The organism is Serratia sp. BFP-2025, assembly GCF_050880365.1.
Lineage (GTDB): Bacteria > Pseudomonadota > Gammaproteobacteria > Enterobacterales > Enterobacteriaceae > Serratia > Serratia surfactantfaciens.
The window spans coordinates 145,900-164,037 of sequence record NZ_JBPAFV010000001.1; the positions used below are offsets into that span (position 1 = coordinate 145,900).

17 protein-coding genes are annotated in these 18,138 nt (G+C 61.2%); 14 read left to right on the forward strand and 3 right to left on the reverse strand.

The window, feature by feature from the left end; all coding sequences use genetic code 11:
- Window position 1: 1 nt before the first annotated feature.
- From ACRAWE_RS00710 to ACRAWE_RS00730, 5 genes are all read left to right on the forward strand, one after another.
- Window positions 2–946 carry an ABC transporter permease gene (locus ACRAWE_RS00710; RefSeq protein ID WP_019452337.1) on the forward strand — a complete coding sequence of 315 codons (945 nt, stop codon included), beginning with the start codon at window positions 2–4 and terminating at the stop codon, window positions 944–946.
- Window positions 936–1,742 (forward strand): ABC transporter permease, encoded by an 807-nt coding sequence (locus tag ACRAWE_RS00715; RefSeq protein WP_016929774.1) that lies wholly within the window; start codon window positions 936–938, stop codon window positions 1,740–1,742. The genes ACRAWE_RS00710 and ACRAWE_RS00715 overlap by 11 nt, the downstream gene beginning before the upstream one ends.
- Window positions 1,743–1,777: 35 nt before the next feature.
- Window positions 1,778–3,202 carry an aminobutyraldehyde dehydrogenase gene (gene patD / locus ACRAWE_RS00720; protein ID WP_015378788.1) on the forward strand — a complete coding sequence of 475 codons (1,425 nt, stop codon included), beginning with the start codon at window positions 1,778–1,780 and terminating at the stop codon, window positions 3,200–3,202.
- An 85-nt stretch (window positions 3,203–3,287) separates the two neighbouring features.
- Window positions 3,288–5,198 (forward strand): NAD(P)-binding protein, encoded by a 1,911-nt coding sequence (locus ACRAWE_RS00725; RefSeq protein ID WP_432524397.1) that lies wholly within the window; start codon window positions 3,288–3,290, stop codon window positions 5,196–5,198.
- On the forward strand, window positions 5,195–6,379 hold the full coding sequence (locus tag ACRAWE_RS00730) for a c-type cytochrome (RefSeq protein ID WP_432524400.1): 1,185 nt from the start codon (window positions 5,195–5,197) through the stop codon (window positions 6,377–6,379). The genes ACRAWE_RS00725 and ACRAWE_RS00730 overlap by 4 nt, the downstream gene beginning before the upstream one ends.
- 37 nt (window positions 6,380–6,416) lie before the next feature.
- Here ACRAWE_RS00730 and hmpA read toward each other — a convergent pair whose 3' ends face one another.
- Window positions 6,417–7,607 (reverse strand): NO-inducible flavohemoprotein, encoded by a 1,191-nt coding sequence (gene hmpA, locus ACRAWE_RS00735; RefSeq protein ID WP_019452341.1) that lies wholly within the window; start codon window positions 7,605–7,607, stop codon window positions 6,417–6,419.
- Between the two features lie 357 nt (window positions 7,608–7,964).
- On the opposite strand from hmpA, the gene glyA reads away from it, so the two are divergent.
- Both glyA and ACRAWE_RS00745 read left to right on the forward strand, forming a co-directional pair.
- A complete protein-coding gene (glyA, locus tag ACRAWE_RS00740) occupies window positions 7,965–9,218 on the forward strand; it encodes a serine hydroxymethyltransferase (protein WP_432524404.1) in 1,254 nt (417 codons plus the stop codon).
- 156 nt (window positions 9,219–9,374) lie between these two features.
- A complete protein-coding gene (locus ACRAWE_RS00745; protein ID WP_019452342.1) occupies window positions 9,375–10,520 on the forward strand; it encodes a 3-phenylpropionate MFS transporter in 1,146 nt (381 codons plus the stop codon).
- A 6-nt stretch (window positions 10,521–10,526) separates the two neighbouring features.
- On the opposite strand, the gene csiE is transcribed toward ACRAWE_RS00745, so the two are convergent.
- Entirely contained in the window at window positions 10,527–11,792 is a 1,266-nt protein-coding gene (csiE, locus tag ACRAWE_RS00750) for a stationary phase inducible protein CsiE (RefSeq protein WP_211129579.1), read from the reverse strand.
- A gap of 181 nt (window positions 11,793–11,973) precedes the next feature.
- Between csiE and ACRAWE_RS00755 the strand changes: the two genes are divergently transcribed.
- Complete coding sequence (locus tag ACRAWE_RS00755) at window positions 11,974–12,609, forward strand: DUF1007 family protein (protein ID WP_063919896.1); 636 nt, start codon at window positions 11,974–11,976, stop codon at window positions 12,607–12,609.
- Window positions 12,600–13,622, forward strand: coding sequence for a nickel/cobalt transporter (locus ACRAWE_RS00760; protein WP_063919895.1), 1,023 nt, complete (start codon window positions 12,600–12,602; stop codon window positions 13,620–13,622). The genes ACRAWE_RS00755 and ACRAWE_RS00760 overlap by 10 nt, the downstream gene beginning before the upstream one ends.
- Before the next feature lie 56 nt (window positions 13,623–13,678).
- Here ACRAWE_RS00760 and suhB read toward each other — a convergent pair whose 3' ends face one another.
- Window positions 13,679–14,482 carry an inositol-1-monophosphatase gene (suhB, locus tag ACRAWE_RS00765; protein ID WP_004941400.1) on the reverse strand — a complete coding sequence of 268 codons (804 nt, stop codon included), beginning with the start codon at window positions 14,480–14,482 and terminating at the stop codon, window positions 13,679–13,681.
- Between the two features lie 119 nt (window positions 14,483–14,601).
- Between suhB and trmJ the strand changes: the two genes are divergently transcribed.
- From trmJ to iscA, 5 genes are all read left to right on the forward strand, one after another.
- Window positions 14,602–15,336 (forward strand): tRNA (cytosine(32)/uridine(32)-2'-O)-methyltransferase TrmJ, encoded by a 735-nt coding sequence (gene trmJ, locus ACRAWE_RS00770; RefSeq protein ID WP_019452346.1) that lies wholly within the window; start codon window positions 14,602–14,604, stop codon window positions 15,334–15,336.
- Between the two features lie 193 nt (window positions 15,337–15,529).
- Entirely contained in the window at window positions 15,530–16,024 is a 495-nt protein-coding gene (gene iscR / locus ACRAWE_RS00775) for a Fe-S cluster assembly transcriptional regulator IscR (RefSeq protein ID WP_025159551.1), read from the forward strand.
- A 54-nt stretch (window positions 16,025–16,078) separates the two neighbouring features.
- A complete protein-coding gene (gene iscS, locus ACRAWE_RS00780) occupies window positions 16,079–17,293 on the forward strand; it encodes a cysteine desulfurase (protein ID WP_015378780.1) in 1,215 nt (404 codons plus the stop codon).
- A gap of 24 nt (window positions 17,294–17,317) precedes the next feature.
- Window positions 17,318–17,704 carry a Fe-S cluster assembly scaffold IscU gene (gene iscU / locus ACRAWE_RS00785; protein ID WP_004941408.1) on the forward strand — a complete coding sequence of 129 codons (387 nt, stop codon included), beginning with the start codon at window positions 17,318–17,320 and terminating at the stop codon, window positions 17,702–17,704.
- 54 nt (window positions 17,705–17,758) lie between these two features.
- On the forward strand, window positions 17,759–18,082 hold the full coding sequence (gene iscA / locus ACRAWE_RS00790; protein ID WP_004941410.1) for an iron-sulfur cluster assembly protein IscA: 324 nt from the start codon (window positions 17,759–17,761) through the stop codon (window positions 18,080–18,082).
- The last annotated feature ends 56 nt before the right edge of the window (window positions 18,083–18,138 follow it).

An 18,138-nucleotide genomic window follows, 5' to 3' on the forward strand; every position in this document is an offset into this window, starting at 1 on the left:
GATGGACATGAGCATCGATTCCCCCTCGGCGCGCGGCGGTAGCGTGCGCGCGCTGTCGACCTGGCTTTATCGCCGGCCGACGTTGTACCTGCTGCTGTTGCTGGTGCCGCCGCTGCTGTGGTTTGGCGCGGTGTACCTCGGTTCGCTGCTGACGCTGCTGTGGCAGGGTTTTTACACCTTCGACGATTTCACCATGGCGGTGACGCCGGATCTGACTTTCGCCAACCTGGCGGCGCTGTTCAACCCGGCCAACTACGACATCATCCTGCGCACGCTGACCATGGCGGTGCTGGTGTCGCTGGCCAGCGCGGCACTGGCGTTCCCGATCGCCTATTACATGGCGCGCTACACCAGCGGCCGCGTCAAAGCGTTCTTTTACATCGCGGTGATGATGCCGATGTGGGCCAGCTATATCGTCAAAGCCTATGCCTGGACTCTGCTGTTGGCGAAAGACGGCGTGGCGCAGTGGTTCCTGCAGCACCTGGGGCTGGAGCCGCTGTTGGCTTCGCTGCTGACGGTGCCTGGCGTCGGCGGCAACACGCTGTCGACCTCGGGCCTGGGGCGTTTTCTGGTGTTCGTCTATATCTGGCTGCCGTTCATGATCCTGCCGATCCAGGCGGCGCTGGAGCGCCTGCCGCCCTCGCTGCTGCATGCCTCGGCGGATTTGGGCGCCCGGCCGGCACAAACCTTCCGTCACGTCATTTTGCCGCTGGCGGTACCGGGCATCGCCGCCGGGTCGATCTTCACCTTCTCGCTGACGCTGGGCGACTTTATCGTGCCGCAGCTGGTGGGGCCGCCGGGCTATTTCATCGGCAGCATGGTGTACGCCCAGCAGGGCGCGATCGGCAATATGCCGATGGCCGCGGCCTTTACGCTGGTGCCGATCGTCCTGATCGCCATCTACCTTTCCATCGTCAAACGTCTGGGGGCCTTCGATGCACTCTGAACGCGCGCCCTTAGGGCTGAAGCTGGCCGCCTGGGGCGGACTTGTCTTCCTGCATTTCCCGTTGGCGATCATCGCCATCTACGCCTTCAACACCGAGGACGCGGCCTTCAGCTTCCCGCCGAAGGGCTTTACGCTGCACTGGTTCAACGTTGCCGCCGGGCGGCAGGACATCATCGATGCGGTGCTGCTGTCGGCGCAGATCGCCTGCCTGGCGACCGCCATCGCGCTGGTGCTCGGCACCCTGGCGGCGGCGGCGCTCTATCGGCGCGATTTCTTCGGCAAGGACAGCATTTCGCTGCTGCTGCTGCTGCCGATCGCGCTGCCGGGGATCGTCACCGGCCTGGCGTTGCTGGCGGCGTTCAAGGCGCTGAACATCGAGCCGGGCATCCTGACCATCGTCGTCGGCCATGCGACTTTCTGCGTGGTGATCGTGTTCAACAACGTCATCGCCCGGTTCCGCCGCACCTCATACAGCCTGATCGAGGCTTCGATGGACCTCGGCGCCGACGGGTGGCAAACCTTCCGCTATGTGATCCTGCCGAACCTCGGCTCTGCGCTGCTGGCCGGCGGCATGCTGGCATTCGCGCTGTCGTTCGATGAAATCATCGTGACCACCTTTACCGCCGGCCACGAGCGCACGCTGCCGCTGTGGCTGTTGAACCAGCTCGGTCGCCCGCGCGACGTGCCGATCACCAACGTGGTGGCGCTGTCGGTGATGCTGTTGACCATGCTGCCGATCCTCGGCGCTTACTACCTGACCAAAGGTGGGGAAAGCGTCGCCGGCAGCGGCAAATAATTTCCTTACCCGACCTCTGATAAAAGGATAACCCTATGCAAAGCCAACTGTTGATTGACGGCCAACTGGTGAATGGCCAGGGCGCGACCCAGCCGGTGTATAACCCGGCGACCGGCGAAGTGATCGCGCAGGTGGCGGAGGCCAGCCCGGAGCAGGTCGATCGCGCGGTGCTGGCGGCAGACGCCGCATTCGCCGCCTGGGGGCAAACCACGCCGAAAGAGCGCGCCGAGCATCTGCTCAAGCTGGCGGATCTGATCGACGAGCATGCCGAGACCTTCGCCAGGCTGGAGTCGCTCAACTGCGGCAAGCCTTATCACTGCGTGCTGAACGACGAGCTGCCGGCGGTGGCCGACGTGTTTCGCTTCTTCGCCGGTGCCAGCCGCTGCCTGACCGGCATGGCGGCCGGCGAGTATCTGGCCGGGCACACCTCGATGATCCGCCGCGATCCGCTCGGCGTGGTGGCCTCGATCGCGCCGTGGAACTACCCGCTGATGATGGCGGCCTGGAAACTGGCGCCAGCGTTGGCGGCGGGCAACTGCGTGGTGATCAAGCCTTCGGAGCAGACGCCGCTGACCACCTTCAAACTGGCCGAACTGGCCGCCGGGTTGTTCCCGCCGGGCGTGCTCAACGTGCTGTTCGGCCGCGGCGCCAGCGTCGGCGATCGGCTGACCGGGCATGACAAGGTGCGCATGGTGTCGCTGACCGGGTCGATCGCCACCGGCGAGCACATCATCGCCCACACCGCCGCCGGCATTAAACGCACCCATATGGAGCTGGGCGGCAAGGCGCCGGTGCTGGTGTTCGACGACGCCGATTTGCAACAGGTGGTGGACGGCATTCGCGGCTTCGGGTTCTACAACGCCGGGCAGGATTGCACCGCCGCCTGCCGCATCTACGCGCAGAAAAGCATTTATCCCGAGCTGGTGAAGCGGCTGGGCGAGGCGGTGGCCAGCCTGAAGATCGGCGCGCCGGACGATGAGAGCACCGAACTGGGGCCGTTGATTACCGCGCAGCATCTGGAACGGGTCGCCGGTTTCGTCGAGCGAGCCAAAGCGTTGCCGCACGTACAGGTAGTGACCGGCGGCGAGAAGGTGAAGGGGCCGGGCTACTATTTCCAGCCGACGCTGCTGGCTGGCGCGCGCCAGGAAGATGAGATCGTGCAGCGCGAAGTGTTCGGCCCGGTGGTGACGGTGACGCCGTTCGACGACGAAGAGCAGGTGCTGGCTTGGGCGAACGAATCCAACTACGGATTGGCCTCGTCCGTGTGGACCCGCGACGTGGGCCGCGCGCATCGCTTAAGTGCCCGCCTGCAATACGGCTGCACCTGGGTGAACACCCACTTCATGCTGGTGAGCGAGATGCCGCACGGCGGCCAGAAACTGTCCGGTTACGGCAAGGATATGTCGATGTACGGGCTGGAGGATTACACGGCCATTCGTCATGTGATGTTCAAACATTGATTTTACAATAATTATCCGCACAATAGCGCGGCCTTTGGGCCGGCCCCGGCCGGCCGATGATAATAAAAATTGAAAGGAAGCCTATATGGGTATCACCCGACGCGATTTTCTCAACGGGGTGGCGATCACCATCGCCGCCGGGTTGACGCCGCTGCAAATCCTGCGCGCGTCACCGCAAACCGCCAATCAAACCCTGTACTACCCGCCGGCGCTGACCGGGCTACGGGGCAACCATCCGGGCTCGTTCGAGCATGCGCATCAACTGGGGCGCGACGGAAAAGCCTTTGACTTCGGCAGCGTGCCCGCCGTTGAAGAGTTCGATCTGGTGGTGGTGGGCGCCGGCATCAGCGGCCTGGCGGCCGCCTGTTTCTGGCAGCAGCTGAAGGGCGAGCAGCAGCGCATTCTGCTGATCGACAACCATGACGACTTCGGCGGCCACGCCAAGCGCAACGAATTCAACAGCGACGACGGCATGTTGCTCGGCTACGGCGGCAGCGAATCGCTGCAGTCGCCGCGTTCCAACTTCAGCCCGGTGGCGATGGGGCTGCTGCGCAAGATCGGCGTCGATATCGATCGGTTGGAGCAGGCTTTTGACACCAATTTCTATCCGGATCTGAACCTGAGCCGCGGCGTTTATTTCGATCGCAAAAACTTCGGCGTCGATAAGGTGGTGAGCGGCGATCCGGGCCGCACGGTGGCGGACGACATTCCGCGCGATCGCCTCAACGGGCGGCCTTACGCAGAGTTCATCGGCGATTTCCCGCTGCCGGAAAGCGACCGCCAGGCGCTGATCGCGCTGCATACGGTGGAGAAAGATTATCTGCCGGAGATGACGCTGGAGCAGAAGGTCGAATGGCTCGACACCCACAGCTACACCCAGTTCCTGCGTGAGAAGGTTGGGCTGAGCGAACTGGCGATCCGCTACTTCCAGCAGACCACCAACGATTTCCAGGCGGTGGGCATCGACGGCACCTCGTGCAGCGATGCGCGCATCTGCGATCTGCCGGGCCTCGGCGGCATGAATCTGCCGCCGCTGGACGAAGAGTCGCAGGCGGATCTCGACGATCCTTATGTGTTCCATTTCCCGGACGGCAACGCCACGCTGGCGCGCCTGATGGTGCGCAAGCTGATCCCGGCGGTGGCGCCGGCCGGCAAGGACATGGACGACGTGGTGCTGGCCAAATTCGATTACAGCCAGCTCGATCGGCCGGAGTCGCCGGTGAAGCTGCGTTTGAACAGCACCGGGCTGCACGCGGCCAACGTCGGCGACAAGGTGGAAGTCACCTATATGACCGGCGAGAAGATGACCAAAGTGCGCGCGGGCCAGGTGGTGATGGCCGGCTACAACATGATGATCCCGTATCTGGTGCCGGAGATGTCGCACGAGCAGCAGGAGGCGTTGAAGCAGAACGTCAAGTCGCCGCTGGTGTACAGCAAGGTGGTGATCCGCAACTGGCAGCCGTTCATCAAGCTGGGGGTGCACGAGATCTACTCGCCGGCCGCACCGTACAGCCGCGTGAAGCTGGATTATCCGGTGAGCATGGGCGGCTATCAGCATCCGCGCGATCCGGATCGGCCAATCGGCCTGCATATGGTGTATGTACCGACGCTACCGGGCAGCGGCCTCAGCCCGCGCGAGCAGTCGCGCAAAGGGCGCGCGCTGCTGCTGGGCACGCCGTTTGAGGTACACGAGCAGATGATCCGCGAACAGCTGCAGGGCATGCTGGGCGAGGCCGGTTTCGATCATCAGCGCGATATTCAGGCGATCACCGTCAACCGCTGGTCGCACGGTTACTCCTACTTCCTCAACGGGCTGTTTGACGACGAAGAAGAAGCCAAGAAAATCATCGAAACGGCGCGGCAGCCGATCGGCAAGATTGTTATCGCCAACTCCGATGCTGACTGGAGCCCGTACGCTAACTCGGCGATCGACCAGGCGTGGCGCGCGGTTAACGAACTGGCCTACGGCAAGGTTGCCGCCAAGGAGGGTGCATGAGTCTGCGTTCGCTGTACCTGTTGAGCCTGCTGGCGGCCGGCGGTTCGGCCCAGGCGATGTCGGCCGGGGAATACGTCGCCAAAGCCGGCGACTGCACCGCCTGCCACACCGCGCCGGGCGGCGCTGAACTGGCGGGCGGCATGAAGTTCCCGACGCCGCTCGGGGCCATCTACGCCACCAACATCACGCCGGACAAGCTGCACGGCATCGGCGCCTATTCGTTCGAGGAATTCGATCGCGCCATGCGCCAGGGGGTGGCCAAAGACGGTCACCGGCTCTACCCGGCGATGCCGTACACCTCGTACGCCAAAATGAGCGCGGAAGACATGCGTGCGCTGTATGACTATCTGATGAACGAGGTGCCGGCACAGAACGTCGCCAACCGCGCCAGCGACATTAGTTGGCCGCTGTCGATGCGCTGGCCGCTGGCGGTGTGGAACCAGCTGTTCCACGACGACCAGCCGTATCAGGCGGATCCGCAGCAGAGCGCCGAGTGGAACCGCGGCGCCTACCTGGTGCAGGGTGCCGGCCACTGCGGCAGCTGCCACACGCCGCGCGGCTGGGCGATGCAGGAGAAGGGGCTGGATGGCAAGGAAACAGTGTTCCTGAGCGGCGCCGAACTCGACGGCTGGTACGCTTCCAATCTGCGCGGCCTGCCGCCGGAAGAGGTGACGGCGCTGCTGAAAACCGGCCGCAGCCGCCATGCGGCGGTCGCCGGGCCGATGAGCGAGGTGGTGACCCACAGTACGCAGTACCTCAGCGACGGCGATCTGAACGCCATCGCGGTGTACCTGCGCAGCCTGGCACCGGAAAGCGCCGCTAAACCTGCCTCATCTGCTGCGCAGGCGGATAATCCGGGCGGCAAGGCGACCTATGCGATGTACTGCTCGACCTGCCACGGCAACCAGGGCGAGGGCACCGACTTCGCCATTCCGGCGCTGGCGGGCAACGCCACGGTGACGGCGGACAATCCGCTGACCGCGCTGCGGGTGGTGCTGGAAGGGGCGCATACGCCGACCACGCAACAGGCGATGGCGTTCGACATGCCGGCTTACGGCTGGGCGTTGAACGATCGGCAAGCGGCCGATCTGATGAGCTATCTGCGGGGAAGCTGGGGCAACCAGGCGGTGCCGGTGACGGTACAGCAGGTGCAGGACGCGCGCAAACTGCAGGAGAAATGAAGGGGGAGCGCGGTCTGACGGCCGCGCTCCGCAAGCATTACAGCACCTTATGCGGGCCGAAGCATTCGTAGTGGATGCGTTCGGCCTCTACGCCCATCTCCAGCAGCTGTTTCCCCACGAACTGCATGAAGGCTACCGGGCCGCAGAAGTAATAGTGCATCTGCGGATCGGCCAGGCTGCCCCGCAGCGCGCTCAAATCCATCAATCCGCGGCTGTGGTAATCGCGGCCTTCCACGTCATCGGCGCCCGGCTCGCGGTACCACACATGGCGGCTCAGATTCGGCATGCGCCCGGCAATATCCGCCACTTCATCGGCAAAGGCGTGCACGTCGCCGTTTTCCGCCGCGTGCAGCCAGTGGACCTGCGCCTGATGCTGGTTGTCGTGCAGGGTGTTGAGCATGCCGAGCATCGGGGTTTGGCCGACGCCGGCGGAGATCAGCGCCACCGGCGTAGTCGGCGCCACGTCGAGGAAGAAGTCGCCGTGCGGCGGGGCGATGTAGATCACGTCGCCTTCCTGCGCCTGCTGATGCAGGTAGTTGGACACTTTACCCTGATCTTCACGCTTTACCGCGATGCGGTAGAACTCGCCGTTCGGCGAGGTGGTCAGCGAGTACTGGCGAATTTCCTGATGCTCCAGGCTGTCGTGCTTGATGTAGACCGCCAGATACTGCCCCGGTTTGAAGTCCGCCACCCGGCCGCCGTCCACCGGCGCCAGCACGAAGCTGCAGATCACGTCGCTCTGCGGCTGTTTCTTCAGGATGCGGAATGCGCGCAGATCGCGCCAGCCGCCGTTATCGGCTTCGCTCTGCTGATAAATCTGCTCTTCACGCTGAATAAACACGTTGGCCAGCACGCCGTAGGCTTTGCCCCAGGCGTCCAGCACTTCCTGACCCGGGCTGAACATCTCGTCCAGCGTTGCCAGCAGGTGGCCGCCGACGATGTTGTACTGCTCCGGCTGAATATTGAAGCTGGTGTGCTTCTGCGCGATGCGCTCCACCGCCGGCAGCAGCGCCGCCAGGTTCTCGATGTTGGCGGCATAGGCGCAGATGGCGTCGAACAGCGCCTGACGCTGATCGCCGTTGCGCTGATTGCTCATGTTGAAAATGTCTTTCAATTCCGGGTTGTGCGCGAACATGCGATCGTAAAAGTGGGCGGTCAGCTTCGGCCCGGTTGCAGCCAGCAGGGGAATGGTGGATTTCACGGTGGCGATGGTTTGGCTATCCAGCATGGGAGCGCTCCTTGGGTTGGGCTCTTGACGAGAATTTTAATGATGTATTTTAAATGCATCTTATTGGGTTCCGCGTCGCTTGTAAATGCCCTTGTTTTCGTTGCGGTGTTCTTCAGGCGTCGATCGTGTTCACAGAACATGAAAAAAGCGCATTGTTCGCATGAGGAAATGTCCGTTGATAAACGGGGACATTTCGCGGATCAAAGCCTTGCGCTGCCTTATGCCAATCGTTTGCGTAAAAACCTCTGTCAAGACCTATCTTCGGTGGGGGGAAACGGTTTACACTGTGGCCCAGAACCCAAACGGGTAGTTATTTGGTGATTTTTTAGTTAGCTGATTTAAGTCAGGAGATGCCGGATGTTAAAGCGTGAAATGAACATTGCCGATTACGATGCTGAACTGTGGCGCGCCATGGAGCAGGAAGTGGTGCGTCAGGAAGAGCACATCGAGCTGATCGCGTCTGAGAACTACACCAGCCCGCGCGTGATGCAGGCTCAGGGTTCCCAGCTGACCAACAAATACGCTGAAGGCTATCCGGGCAAGCGTTACTACGGCGGCTGTGAATACGTGGATATCGTTGAACAGCTGGCTATCGATCGCGCCAAAGAATTGTTCGGCGCCGATTACGCCAACGTGCAGCCGCACTCAGGCTCCCAGGCTAACTTCGCTGTGTACACCGCGCTGCTGCAGCCGGGCGACACCATTCTGGGCATGAACCTGGCGCACGGCGGTCACCTGACCCACGGTTCCCCGGTCAACCTGTCCGGCAAGCTGTATAACGTGGTGCCTTACGGCATCGACGACAAAGGTCAAATCGACTATGACGATCTGGCCAAACAGGCGCAGACCCACAAGCCGAAAATGATCATCGGCGGCTTCTCCGCTTACTCCGGCGTGGTTGACTGGGCCAAAATGCGCGAAATCGCCGACAGCATCGGCGCTTACCTGTTCGTCGACATGGCGCACGTGGCGGGCCTGATCGCCGCCGGCGTGTACCCGAACCCGGTGCCGCACGCGCACATCGTCACTACCACCACCCACAAAACCCTGGCGGGTCCGCGCGGCGGCCTGATCCTGGCGAAGGGCGGCGACGAAGAGCTGTACAAGAAACTGAACTCTGCCGTGTTCCCTGGCGGCCAGGGCGGCCCGCTGATGCACGTGATCGCCGGCAAGGCGGTGGCGCTGAAAGAAGCGATGGAGCCTGAGTTCAAGATTTACCAGCAGCAAGTGGCGGTCAACGCCAAGGCGATGGTGGAAGTGTTCCTGCAGCGCGGCTACAAAGTGGTCTCCGGCGGCACCCATAACCACCTGTTCCTGCTGGATCTGGTCGACAAAAACCTGACCGGTAAAGAAGCTGACGCCGCCCTGGGCCGCGCCAACATCACCGTCAACAAAAACAGCGTGCCGAACGATCCGAAGAGCCCGTTCGTCACCTCCGGCGTGCGTATCGGCACCCCGGCCGTGACTCGTCGCGGCTTCAAAGAAGCCGACGTGCGCGAGCTGGCCGGTTGGATCTGCGATGTGCTGGACAACATCAACGATGAAGCCACCATCGAACGCACCAAGAAGAAAGTGCTGGATATCTGCGCCCGCCTGCCGGTTTACGCCTAATCCCGCTTTCGCCTGAAAAAACCCGCTGCGGCGGGTTTTTTTATGGCCGCTTGCGGCAAACTGTGAACTGTTTGGCACTCTAATGCATTGAAGTGGAATGAAGATTGCCGGGCGGTGTGAGCTCTGTCAAAGTATTGCCCTCACACCGGAGGGATCATGGTTCTGCAATCAACGCGTTGGCTCGCTCTCAGTTATTTCACCTACTTCTTTTCCTATGGCATCTTCTTACCGTTCTGGGGCGTGTGGCTGAAAGGCGAGGGCATCGCGCCCGAAACCATCGGCATTTTACTCGGCGCCGGTCTGGTGGCCCGCTTCCTCGGTAGCTTGCTAATTGCTCCCCGCGTTAAAGATCCCTCTCATCTGGTCTCCGCCCTGCGCCTGTTGGCCCTGTTGACGTTGGCCTTCGCGGTCGGTTTCTGCTTCGGCAACGGTTGGGGTTGGCTGATGCTGGTGATCGCCGGTTTCAACCTGTTCTTTTCGCCGCTGGTGCCGCTGACCGACGCCCTGGCCGCCACCTGGCAGAAGCAAATCCGCATGGACTACGGCCGGGTGCGGCTGTGGGGGTCGCTGGCGTTCGTCATCGGCTCGGCGCTGACCGGGCAACTGGTGGCGGTGTGGGGCCATAACGCCATTCTCTACAGCCTGATCCTCAGCGTGCTGGCGATGCTGCTGGGCATGCTGTTGAAGCCGAACGTTATGCCGCAGGGTGAAGCGCGCACGCACAGCGGGGACGAGCGTTCGCTGTGGGCGCTGCTGAAAGAAGGGCCGGTCTGGCGCTTCCTGCTGTGCGTCACGTTGCTGCAGGGGGCGCATGCCGGCTACTACAGCTTTGGCTCCATTTACTGGCAGGAGGCCGGTTATTCGGCCTCGACCATCGGCTACCTGTGGTCGCTGGGCGTGGTGGCGGAGGTGATTATTTTCGCCAGCAGCAACGTGCTGTTCCGCCGCTGGAATGCGCGCAACCTGCTGTTGCTCTCCGCCTGCTGCGGCGTGTTGCGCTGGAGCCTGATGGCCTACAGTACCGAACTGGGCTGGTTGCTGCTGATTCAGATCTTGCACTGCGGCACCTTTACCGTGTGCCACCTGGCGGCGATGCGCTTTATCGCCGCGCGTCAGGGGCAGGAGGTGATCCGGCTGCAGGCGGTGTATTCGGCGTTGGCGATGGGCGGCGGTATCGCCGTCATGACGGTGATCGCCGGGTTCCTGTTCGAACATTGGCAGGGCGGGGTATTCTGGGTGATGGCGGCGGTCGCGGCACCGGCCTTGTTCATCCGGCCACCGGCGGTCAGCGTCAGCCGTTGATGTTGATTAAGGGGCTTCCAGCAGCGCGCGGATGGCCTCGCGCTGCCGGCTTTCCAGCGGCAGCTCGGTGTAGATCAGCGGCGGGTGCGGAGCGCTGTGCACCGCCGCATAAGGGGTGATCACCAGCGTGACGCCCTGCGGCGCTCCGCCGCGCAGGTAGTCGCCCAGCGGCAGATACTTGATGTTCAGCGGCAGCAGCGTGAGCTCGCGGAGCTGATATTCCACTTCCTCTTCCAACTGCGGGTTATCCAGCGTCAGCAGCAGCACCTGTTTTTCCTGTAGTGCGTTGTCCTGCATCAGCCAGGCACCGAAGCTGATGGCCACCAGGCCCGCTTCCTCGTTGGAAAACTGCACGCCGTACTCCTGTTCCAGCGGCTTCAGCGCATCCTGCGTGGTGCGCATCAGCCGCGGGTATTTACGCACCACTTCTTCCAGCAGCATATTGTCAATGCCGATGGCGAAACGGCAGCGCTCCAGCGCCGGCGCCAGGTGGGCGAACAGCTGGCTGACCAGCTCCGCTTTGCTGCTGAAAGCCATGCCGGAAAGCTGCTGGAAACGCACGACCATGCTGTCGATTGCCGCCATCAGCCGCTGTTCTTGCGCCGAGTCATCGCTGTGGTAGCTGTGATTTTTCAACATGGTGAAGGTCAGCGCCAGAAAATCGCGCTCGTCCGCGTGCGGCGGCTGGTTAAACAGCCGGTTGCAGGCCTGATGTAGCCAGGCGGCGGCTTGCTGCTCCGGCTTTTGCCGCAGCCAGTCGCGTTGAACGGCGTCGAAACGCGGATGGCGCTGCAGGCGGTTTTGCCAGGCGCAGTAGAGCAGGTAATGCAGCAGGAATTGGCGGTCGCGCGCGTCGAAGTGGCGGTTGAGCAGCGGTTCGCAGGCGTCTATCGCTTGAGCCAGCTGCGACGCCGACCCGGCATCGGCCGCCAGCGCCAGCCGCAGGCGCGGGGCGAAGTCGCTTTCGACGAACTGCGGGCTGCAACGCAGGGCCCGCCGCAGCCAATGGATCAGGCACAGGCGTTGATCGAGCGCGCTGCCCCGCAGTTGGTAGCCATGGTCGGGATCGACGGCGATCTCCAGATGGTGGAAACGCTGGATTTCACTGGCCACCTCGGCTATATCTTGCCGGGTTATCGGGGGGGCGACGCCATTGATTCGGCTTAAGGTCTCCAGCTGTAACTCGGGCTCCGGCGTGTACAGCATCAGCAGCAGATGACAGCGCCGTTGTTGTCCGGAGAGCTCAGGCACGGGAGAGGTGTCCAGGCTCATATCACCTTCCGGCATATAAGGTTGCGATTATGCCTAAGCATAGCAAAAGGCTTTGTAACGTCAGGATGACAGCGCGGCTTTTACTTCGGCTTACAACTTTCGTCACAAATATTGCCGGGAGCGGCAGACCGTTCGGCAGTTATTTGTGTTACGTTATAACAAATGCAGGTAAGACAGGATAATGATGAAGTTACGTCGTCTTTTGGCTGCCCTCGGCGCCGTGTTCAGCGCTGGAGCGGCCGCTCATCCGCACAGCTTTATCGACATGAACACCACCTTCGTCGCCAAAGACCAGCGGCTGGTCGGCCTGAAAATGGTGTGGGTGATGGATGAAATCACCTCGGCGGATCTGCTCTACGATGCGAAAAACGCCAAGAGCGATTCGGAAGTGTGGAAAAAGCTGGCGGCGGAAGTGATGGCCAACGTGCTGGGGCAGCACTATTTCACCGATCTTTATCGTGACGGCAAGCCGGTGAAATACCTGAACTTGCCCAGCGAATATCACCTGTCGCGCCAGGGCAACCAGGCGGTGTTGGAGTTCGTGATGCCGTTGGCCGAGCCGCAGCCGTTGGCGGGCAAGCCGTTTCAACTTTCTACTTACGATCCGACTTATTTCGTGGATATGACCTATAAAGACCAAAATGCGCTGCATCTGCCGCCGGAGATGGCGCAGCAGTGCAGTTACAAGCTGATGACGCCGAAGCCGAATGCGTCGCTGCAGGCCTATGCGCTGTCGCTCGACAAGAACGACTCGCCCGGCGAAGACCTGGCGCTGGGGCAACAGTTTGCCCAGCGGGTGACGCTGCAATGTCGCTAAATTTCTCTCCGCCGACGACAAGCCGACGCCACTGGGTCTTTGGCCTGTGGCCGCTGCTGCCGTTCACGCTGGCGCTGACGGCCGCCGCGCTGCTGGCGTGGCACTACTGGCCGCAGCTGCTGATGCAGAGCGTGGTATGGCAAAAAGCGCTGCATCAACAGATGGCGGGGCTGTTGCAGCAGGTGAAGGCCGCGCCGCAGCAGGCCGGGCTGGCGCTGATGCTGTTCAGCCTCGGTTATGGCGTTTTGCATGCGCTTGGGCCCGGCCACGGTAAAGTGGTGATCGCCACCTATCTGGCCACCCACCCGGCGCGGCTGAAAAGTAGCCTGAAGCTGACCTTCGCCGCGTCGCTGGTGCAGGGGCTGGTGGCGATCGCGCTGGTGACGTTGATGTTGGTGGTGTTGCAGCTCTCTTCGCGCCAGCTGCACCAAAGCAGCTTTTGGCTGGAGAAGGGCAGTTTTATTCTGGTGATGCTGCTTGGCGCGCTGCTGAGTTGGCGCGCGCTGAAACGTCTGTTTGCGGCGATCAAAGCGATGCGCCCGGCGCCGGCGCTGCGCATCAACAGCCTGACGCCGCTGGCGGCGGATCATGTGCACAGCGCCGACTGCGGCTGCGGGCACCGGCATCTGCCGAGCGACAGCGAGCTACAGGCGGGGAGCGACTGGCGCACCCGAACCGCCATCGTGCTGGCGATGGGCATGCGCCCCTGCTCGGGGGCGATTTTGGTACTGCTGTTCTCCAAGGTGATCGGCGTGTTCGGCTGGGGCGTGCTTTCCGCGCTGGCGATGGCATTCGGCACATCCTTGACCATTTCCATGCTGGCGCTGCTGGTGCATTACAGCCGCCGGCTGGCGGTGCGCCTCAGCCGTTCGCGCGCGCCCGCCGCCTGGAGCGCGGTAGCCTGGGGCTCGCTGGCGCTGGCCGGTGGCCTGATCCTGCTGGCCGCCGGGCTGCTGCTGTACGTCAGCGCGCAGCCGGAATTCGGCGGCGGCATCCGCCCCTTCTCTCGCTAACGGGCATAAAAAAAGCGCTGCATCGGCAGCGCTTTTTTTCGATTCGCTTCTGGCGATTAACGCTTCAGCGCTTCGCTCAGTTCTTCACGCATGGTGGCCAACATGGCTTTCACCACGCGCGGGTTGCCCGCTACCACGTTGCCGGAGCTGAAGTGGTTGTGGCCGCCGACGAAGTCGGTCACCAGGCCGCCGGCTTCACGCACCAGCAGCTCGCCCGCAGCGAAGTCCCACGGCTTCAGGCCGATTTCGAAGAAACCGTCTACGCGGCCGGCGGCCACATAGGCCAGATCCAGCGCGGCGGAACCGGTGCGGCGGAAGTCCGCACACTGGGTGAACAGTTTGCCGACGATGTTGATGTAAGGCGTAGCGTGCTGTTTGACTTTGAACGGGAAGCCGGTCGCCAGGATGGTGCCATCCAGATCTTTGGCGTTGGTGCCGCGCAGGCGGTAACCGTTGAGCTGTGCGCCCTGGCCGCGAGTGGCGGTGAACAGTTCGTTGCGCATCGGATCGTAAACCACGGCCACTTCAGTACGGCCTTTGATGCGTACGGCGATGGAAACGGAGAAATGAGGGAAGCGTTTGATGAAGTTTGCAGTGCCATCCAGTGGATCGATCACCCATTGCACATCGCGATCTTCGCCGATCAGTTCGCCGCGCTCTTCGCTCACGATGCTGTGTTGCGGATAAGACTTGCGGATGACGTCGATGATCAGATGCTCTGCATCGCGATCGACGTTGGTGACGAAGTCGTTGGTCCCTTTCTGGCTCGCTTCTACAGCGTCAGGGGTTTCGTAGTTTTTGGCAATCAGGTTACCGGCCTTGCGCGCAGCGCGCACGGCGATAGTCAGCATCGGATGCATGGGTATCTTCCAACTAGGATGTTAAAGAACAGGAAACGGCGCGAAGTATAGCAGCTGTTCGGCAAATTGCCTACGGCTGTGTTAAGATGCTGCGATTTTCCGCCACGCTCAGAGTTTGTATGCTGCACAATATCCGCATTGTTCTGGTAGAGACTTCACATACCGGCAACATGGGCTCGACCGCCAGAGCCATGAAAACCATGGGTTTAACCAACCTTTATCTGGTTAATCCGCTGATCAAACCCGATTCTCAGGCCATCGCCCTGGCCGCCGGTGCCAGCGACGTGATCGGCAACGCCACTATCGTCGATACCCTCGATGACGCCATCGCCGGCTGCAGCCTGGTGGTGGGTACCAGCGCGCGCTCCCGCACCTTGCCGTGGCCGATGCTGGAGCCGCGTGAATGCGGCGTGCGTTCGGTGCACGAAGGCGAGCACGCGCCGGTGGCGCTGGTGTTCGGCCGTGAACGCGTCGGGCTGACCAACGATGAATTGCAGAAGTGCCACTACCACGTCGCCATTCCGGCCAACCCGGACTACAGCTCGCTGAACCTGGCGATGGCGGTGCAGATCCTGGCGTACGAAGTGCGCGTGGCTTACCTCGATCGCCAACAGGCGGGCGCGCCGCAGCTGGAAGAGACGCCGTATCCGCTGGTGGATGACCTCGAGCGCTTCTATCAGCACCTGGAGCAGACGCTGCAGCGCACCGGCTTTATTCGCCCGTCCCATCCGGGCCAGGTGATGAACCGCCTGCGTCGGCTGTTCACCCGCGCGCGCCCGGAAGGGCAGGAGCTAAATATCCTGCGCGGCATGCTGACGTCGATCGAGAAACAGGACAAACATCAAGGTAATTAATTGATGCGGCGTAACGGTGGGCGACAATAGTATTAGTTATCCAAAGGTTATAACATGTATTTTATATACCTTTGTTCTTGCTAAGTACAAAACGTGCTAATACTTGAGTTAATTACTAGGTTAAATAGTTGACTGATTTACTCAGGAATGTCAGACTTTCGGCCATATTTGACCAACAGGTAACCATTGAGCTATGAGACTGACATCCAAAGGCCGTTATGCCGTAACCGCTATGCTCGACGTAGCGCTGCATTCCCAGGAAGGGCCGGTGCCACTGGCGGACATTTCCGAACGCCAGGGTATTTCGCTCTCTTATCTGGAACAATTATTCTCCCGTCTGCGCAAGAATGGCCTGGTGGCCAGCGTGCGCGGTCCGGGCGGTGGTTATCTGCTGGGTAAAGACGCGGGTGAGATCGCCGTTGGCGCTGTCATCACTGCTGTCGATGAATCGGTAGATGCAACCCGTTGCCAGGGCAAAGAAGGCTGCCAGGGCGGTGATCGCTGCTTGACCCACGCCCTGTGGCGCGATCTGAGCGAGCGCATCAGCGGGTTCCTGAACAACATTACGCTGGCTGAACTGGTCAACAACCAGGAAGTGCTGATGGTGGCAGATCGTCAAAACAACGATACGCGCCGCACGGCCAACGGTCGTCCGCAAGAAACTATCAACGTTAATCTGCGCGCATAAGCAGCTGGCGAAATTATTTTAGTTTTTGGAAGTGATGTACGGAGCACAAGAGCAATGAAATTACCGATTTATCTGGATTACTCAGCAACGACGCCGGTCGACCCGCGCGTTGCTGAGAAGATGATGCAGTTTTTGACCCTGGACGGCACTTTCGGCAACCCGGCTTCCCGTTCCCACCGTTTCGGTTGGCAGGCGGAAGAGGCGGTAGACATCGCCCGTAACCAAATCGCCGAACTGGTGGGCGCCGACCCGCGCGAAATCGTCTTCACCTCCGGGGCGACCGAATCCGACAACCTGGCGATCAAAGGCGCTGCCAATTTCTACCAGAAAAAAGGCAAGCACATCATCACCAGCAAAACCGAACACAAAGCCGTGCTGGACACCTGCCGTCAGCTGGAGCGCGAAGGGTTCGAAGTGACCTACCTGGCGCCGCAGAGCAACGGCATCATCAGCCTGCAGGATCTCGAAGCGGCGATGCGCGATGACACCATCCTGGTCTCCATCATGCACGTCAACAACGAGATCGGCGTGGTGCAGGACATCGAAGCGATCGGCGAAATGTGCCGCGCGCGCGGTATCATCTACCACGTTGACGCTACCCAGAGCGTGGGCAAACTGCCTATCGATCTGAGCAAGCTGAAAGTCGACCTGATGTCGTTCTCCGGCCACAAAATCTATGGCCCGAAAGGCATCGGCGCGCTGTACGTGCGCCGCAAGCCGCGTATCCGCATCGAAGCGCAGGTGCACGGTGGCGGTCACGAGCGCGGCATGCGTTCCGGCACCCTGCCTGTTCACCAGATCGTCGGCATGGGCGAAGCTTACCGCATCGCCAAAGAAGAGATGACCGAAGAGATGGCGCGTCTGCGCACCCTGCGCGATCGTCTGTGGAACGGCGTGAAAGATATGGAAGAAGTGTATCTGAACGGCGATCTGGAGCACGGCGCACCGAACATCCTGAACGTCAGCTTCAACTATGTTGAAGGCGAGTCGCTGATCATGGCGCTGAAAGACCTGGCCGTTTCTTCCGGTTCAGCCTGTACCTCCGCCAGCCTCGAGCCGTCCTACGTGCTGCGCGCGCTGGGCATGAGCGATGAATTGGCGCACAGCTCGATCCGTTTCTCCCTGGGGCGTTTCACCACGGAAGAAGAGATCGACTACACCATTCAACTGGTGCGTAAATCCATCGGCCGTCTGCGCGATCTGTCCCCGCTGTGGGAGATGTTCAAGCAGGGCGTGGATATCAACAGCATCGAATGGGCGCATCATTAATTCTCAGGTTTCAGGAGCAAGGTCATGGCTTACAGCGAAAAAGTAATCGATCATTATGAAAACCCGCGCAACGTGGGTTCTTTCGACAACGAAGATCCTACCGTCGGCAGCGGCATGGTAGGGGCGCCGGCTTGTGGCGACGTCATGAAGCTGCAGATCAAGGTTAACGATGAAGGCATCATCGAAGACGCGCGCTTTAAAACTTACGGCTGCGGTTCCGCCATCGCCTCCAGCTCGCTGGTGACCGAATGGATGAAAGGCAAGTCGCTGGATCAGGCTGAAGCGATCAAAAACACCCAGATCGCCGAAGAGCTGGAATTGCCGCCGGTCAAAATTCACTGCTCGATCCTGGCTGAAGACGCCATCAAAGCAGCGATTGCTGACTATAAGAGCAAGCATAGCGCCAAGTAATTTGTCTGAGTCGGCCCGGCCGCGCCGGGCTTTGATGTGAAGTGTGAGGTTGTGATGTCTATTACCATGAGCGACAGCGCTGCGCAGCGTGTTCAGGCGTTTTTGACGAACCGCGGCAAAGGTCTCGGCCTGCGTCTGGGAGTGCGAACTTCCGGCTGCTCCGGGATGGCGTACGTGCTGGAATTTGTTGACGAAGCCAACGATGACGACATCGTGTTTGAAGACAAAGGCATCAAGGTGATCATCGACGGCAAGAGCCTGGTCTACCTTGACGGCACCGAGCTTGATTTCGTTAAGGAAGGCCTGAACGAAGGCTTCAAGTTCAACAACCCGAACGTCTCAAGCGAATGCGGCTGCGGCGAGAGTTTCAACGTCTGACAGTCCATCGTGCTCCCCCGCCTCGGCGGGGGAACTTCATCCGCTAACGCCCAGAG

Coding starts and splice junctions, on each gene's coding strand:
- ACRAWE_RS00710 (WP_019452337.1), top strand. CDS start 2: ATGGACATGAGCATCGATTCCCCCTCGGCGCGCGGCGGTAGCGTGCGC.
- ACRAWE_RS00715 (WP_016929774.1), top strand. CDS start 936: ATGCACTCTGAACGCGCGCCCTTAGGGCTGAAGCTGGCCGCCTGGGGC.
- patD (WP_015378788.1), top strand. CDS start 1,778: ATGCAAAGCCAACTGTTGATTGACGGCCAACTGGTGAATGGCCAGGGC.
- ACRAWE_RS00725 (WP_432524397.1), top strand. CDS start 3,288: ATGGGTATCACCCGACGCGATTTTCTCAACGGGGTGGCGATCACCATC.
- ACRAWE_RS00730 (WP_432524400.1), top strand. CDS start 5,195: ATGAGTCTGCGTTCGCTGTACCTGTTGAGCCTGCTGGCGGCCGGCGGT.
- hmpA (WP_019452341.1), bottom strand. CDS start 7,607: ATGCTGGATAGCCAAACCATCGCCACCGTGAAATCCACCATTCCCCTG.
- glyA (WP_432524404.1), top strand. CDS start 7,965: ATGTTAAAGCGTGAAATGAACATTGCCGATTACGATGCTGAACTGTGG.
- ACRAWE_RS00745 (WP_019452342.1), top strand. CDS start 9,375: ATGGTTCTGCAATCAACGCGTTGGCTCGCTCTCAGTTATTTCACCTAC.
- csiE (WP_211129579.1), bottom strand. CDS start 11,792: ATGAGCCTGGACACCTCTCCCGTGCCTGAGCTCTCCGGACAACAACGG.
- ACRAWE_RS00755 (WP_063919896.1), top strand. CDS start 11,974: ATGATGAAGTTACGTCGTCTTTTGGCTGCCCTCGGCGCCGTGTTCAGC.
- ACRAWE_RS00760 (WP_063919895.1), top strand. CDS start 12,600: ATGTCGCTAAATTTCTCTCCGCCGACGACAAGCCGACGCCACTGGGTC.
- suhB (WP_004941400.1), bottom strand. CDS start 14,482: ATGCATCCGATGCTGACTATCGCCGTGCGCGCTGCGCGCAAGGCCGGT.
- trmJ (WP_019452346.1), top strand. CDS start 14,602: ATGCTGCACAATATCCGCATTGTTCTGGTAGAGACTTCACATACCGGC.
- iscR (WP_025159551.1), top strand. CDS start 15,530: ATGAGACTGACATCCAAAGGCCGTTATGCCGTAACCGCTATGCTCGAC.
- iscS (WP_015378780.1), top strand. CDS start 16,079: ATGAAATTACCGATTTATCTGGATTACTCAGCAACGACGCCGGTCGAC.
- iscU (WP_004941408.1), top strand. CDS start 17,318: ATGGCTTACAGCGAAAAAGTAATCGATCATTATGAAAACCCGCGCAAC.
- iscA (WP_004941410.1), top strand. CDS start 17,759: ATGTCTATTACCATGAGCGACAGCGCTGCGCAGCGTGTTCAGGCGTTT.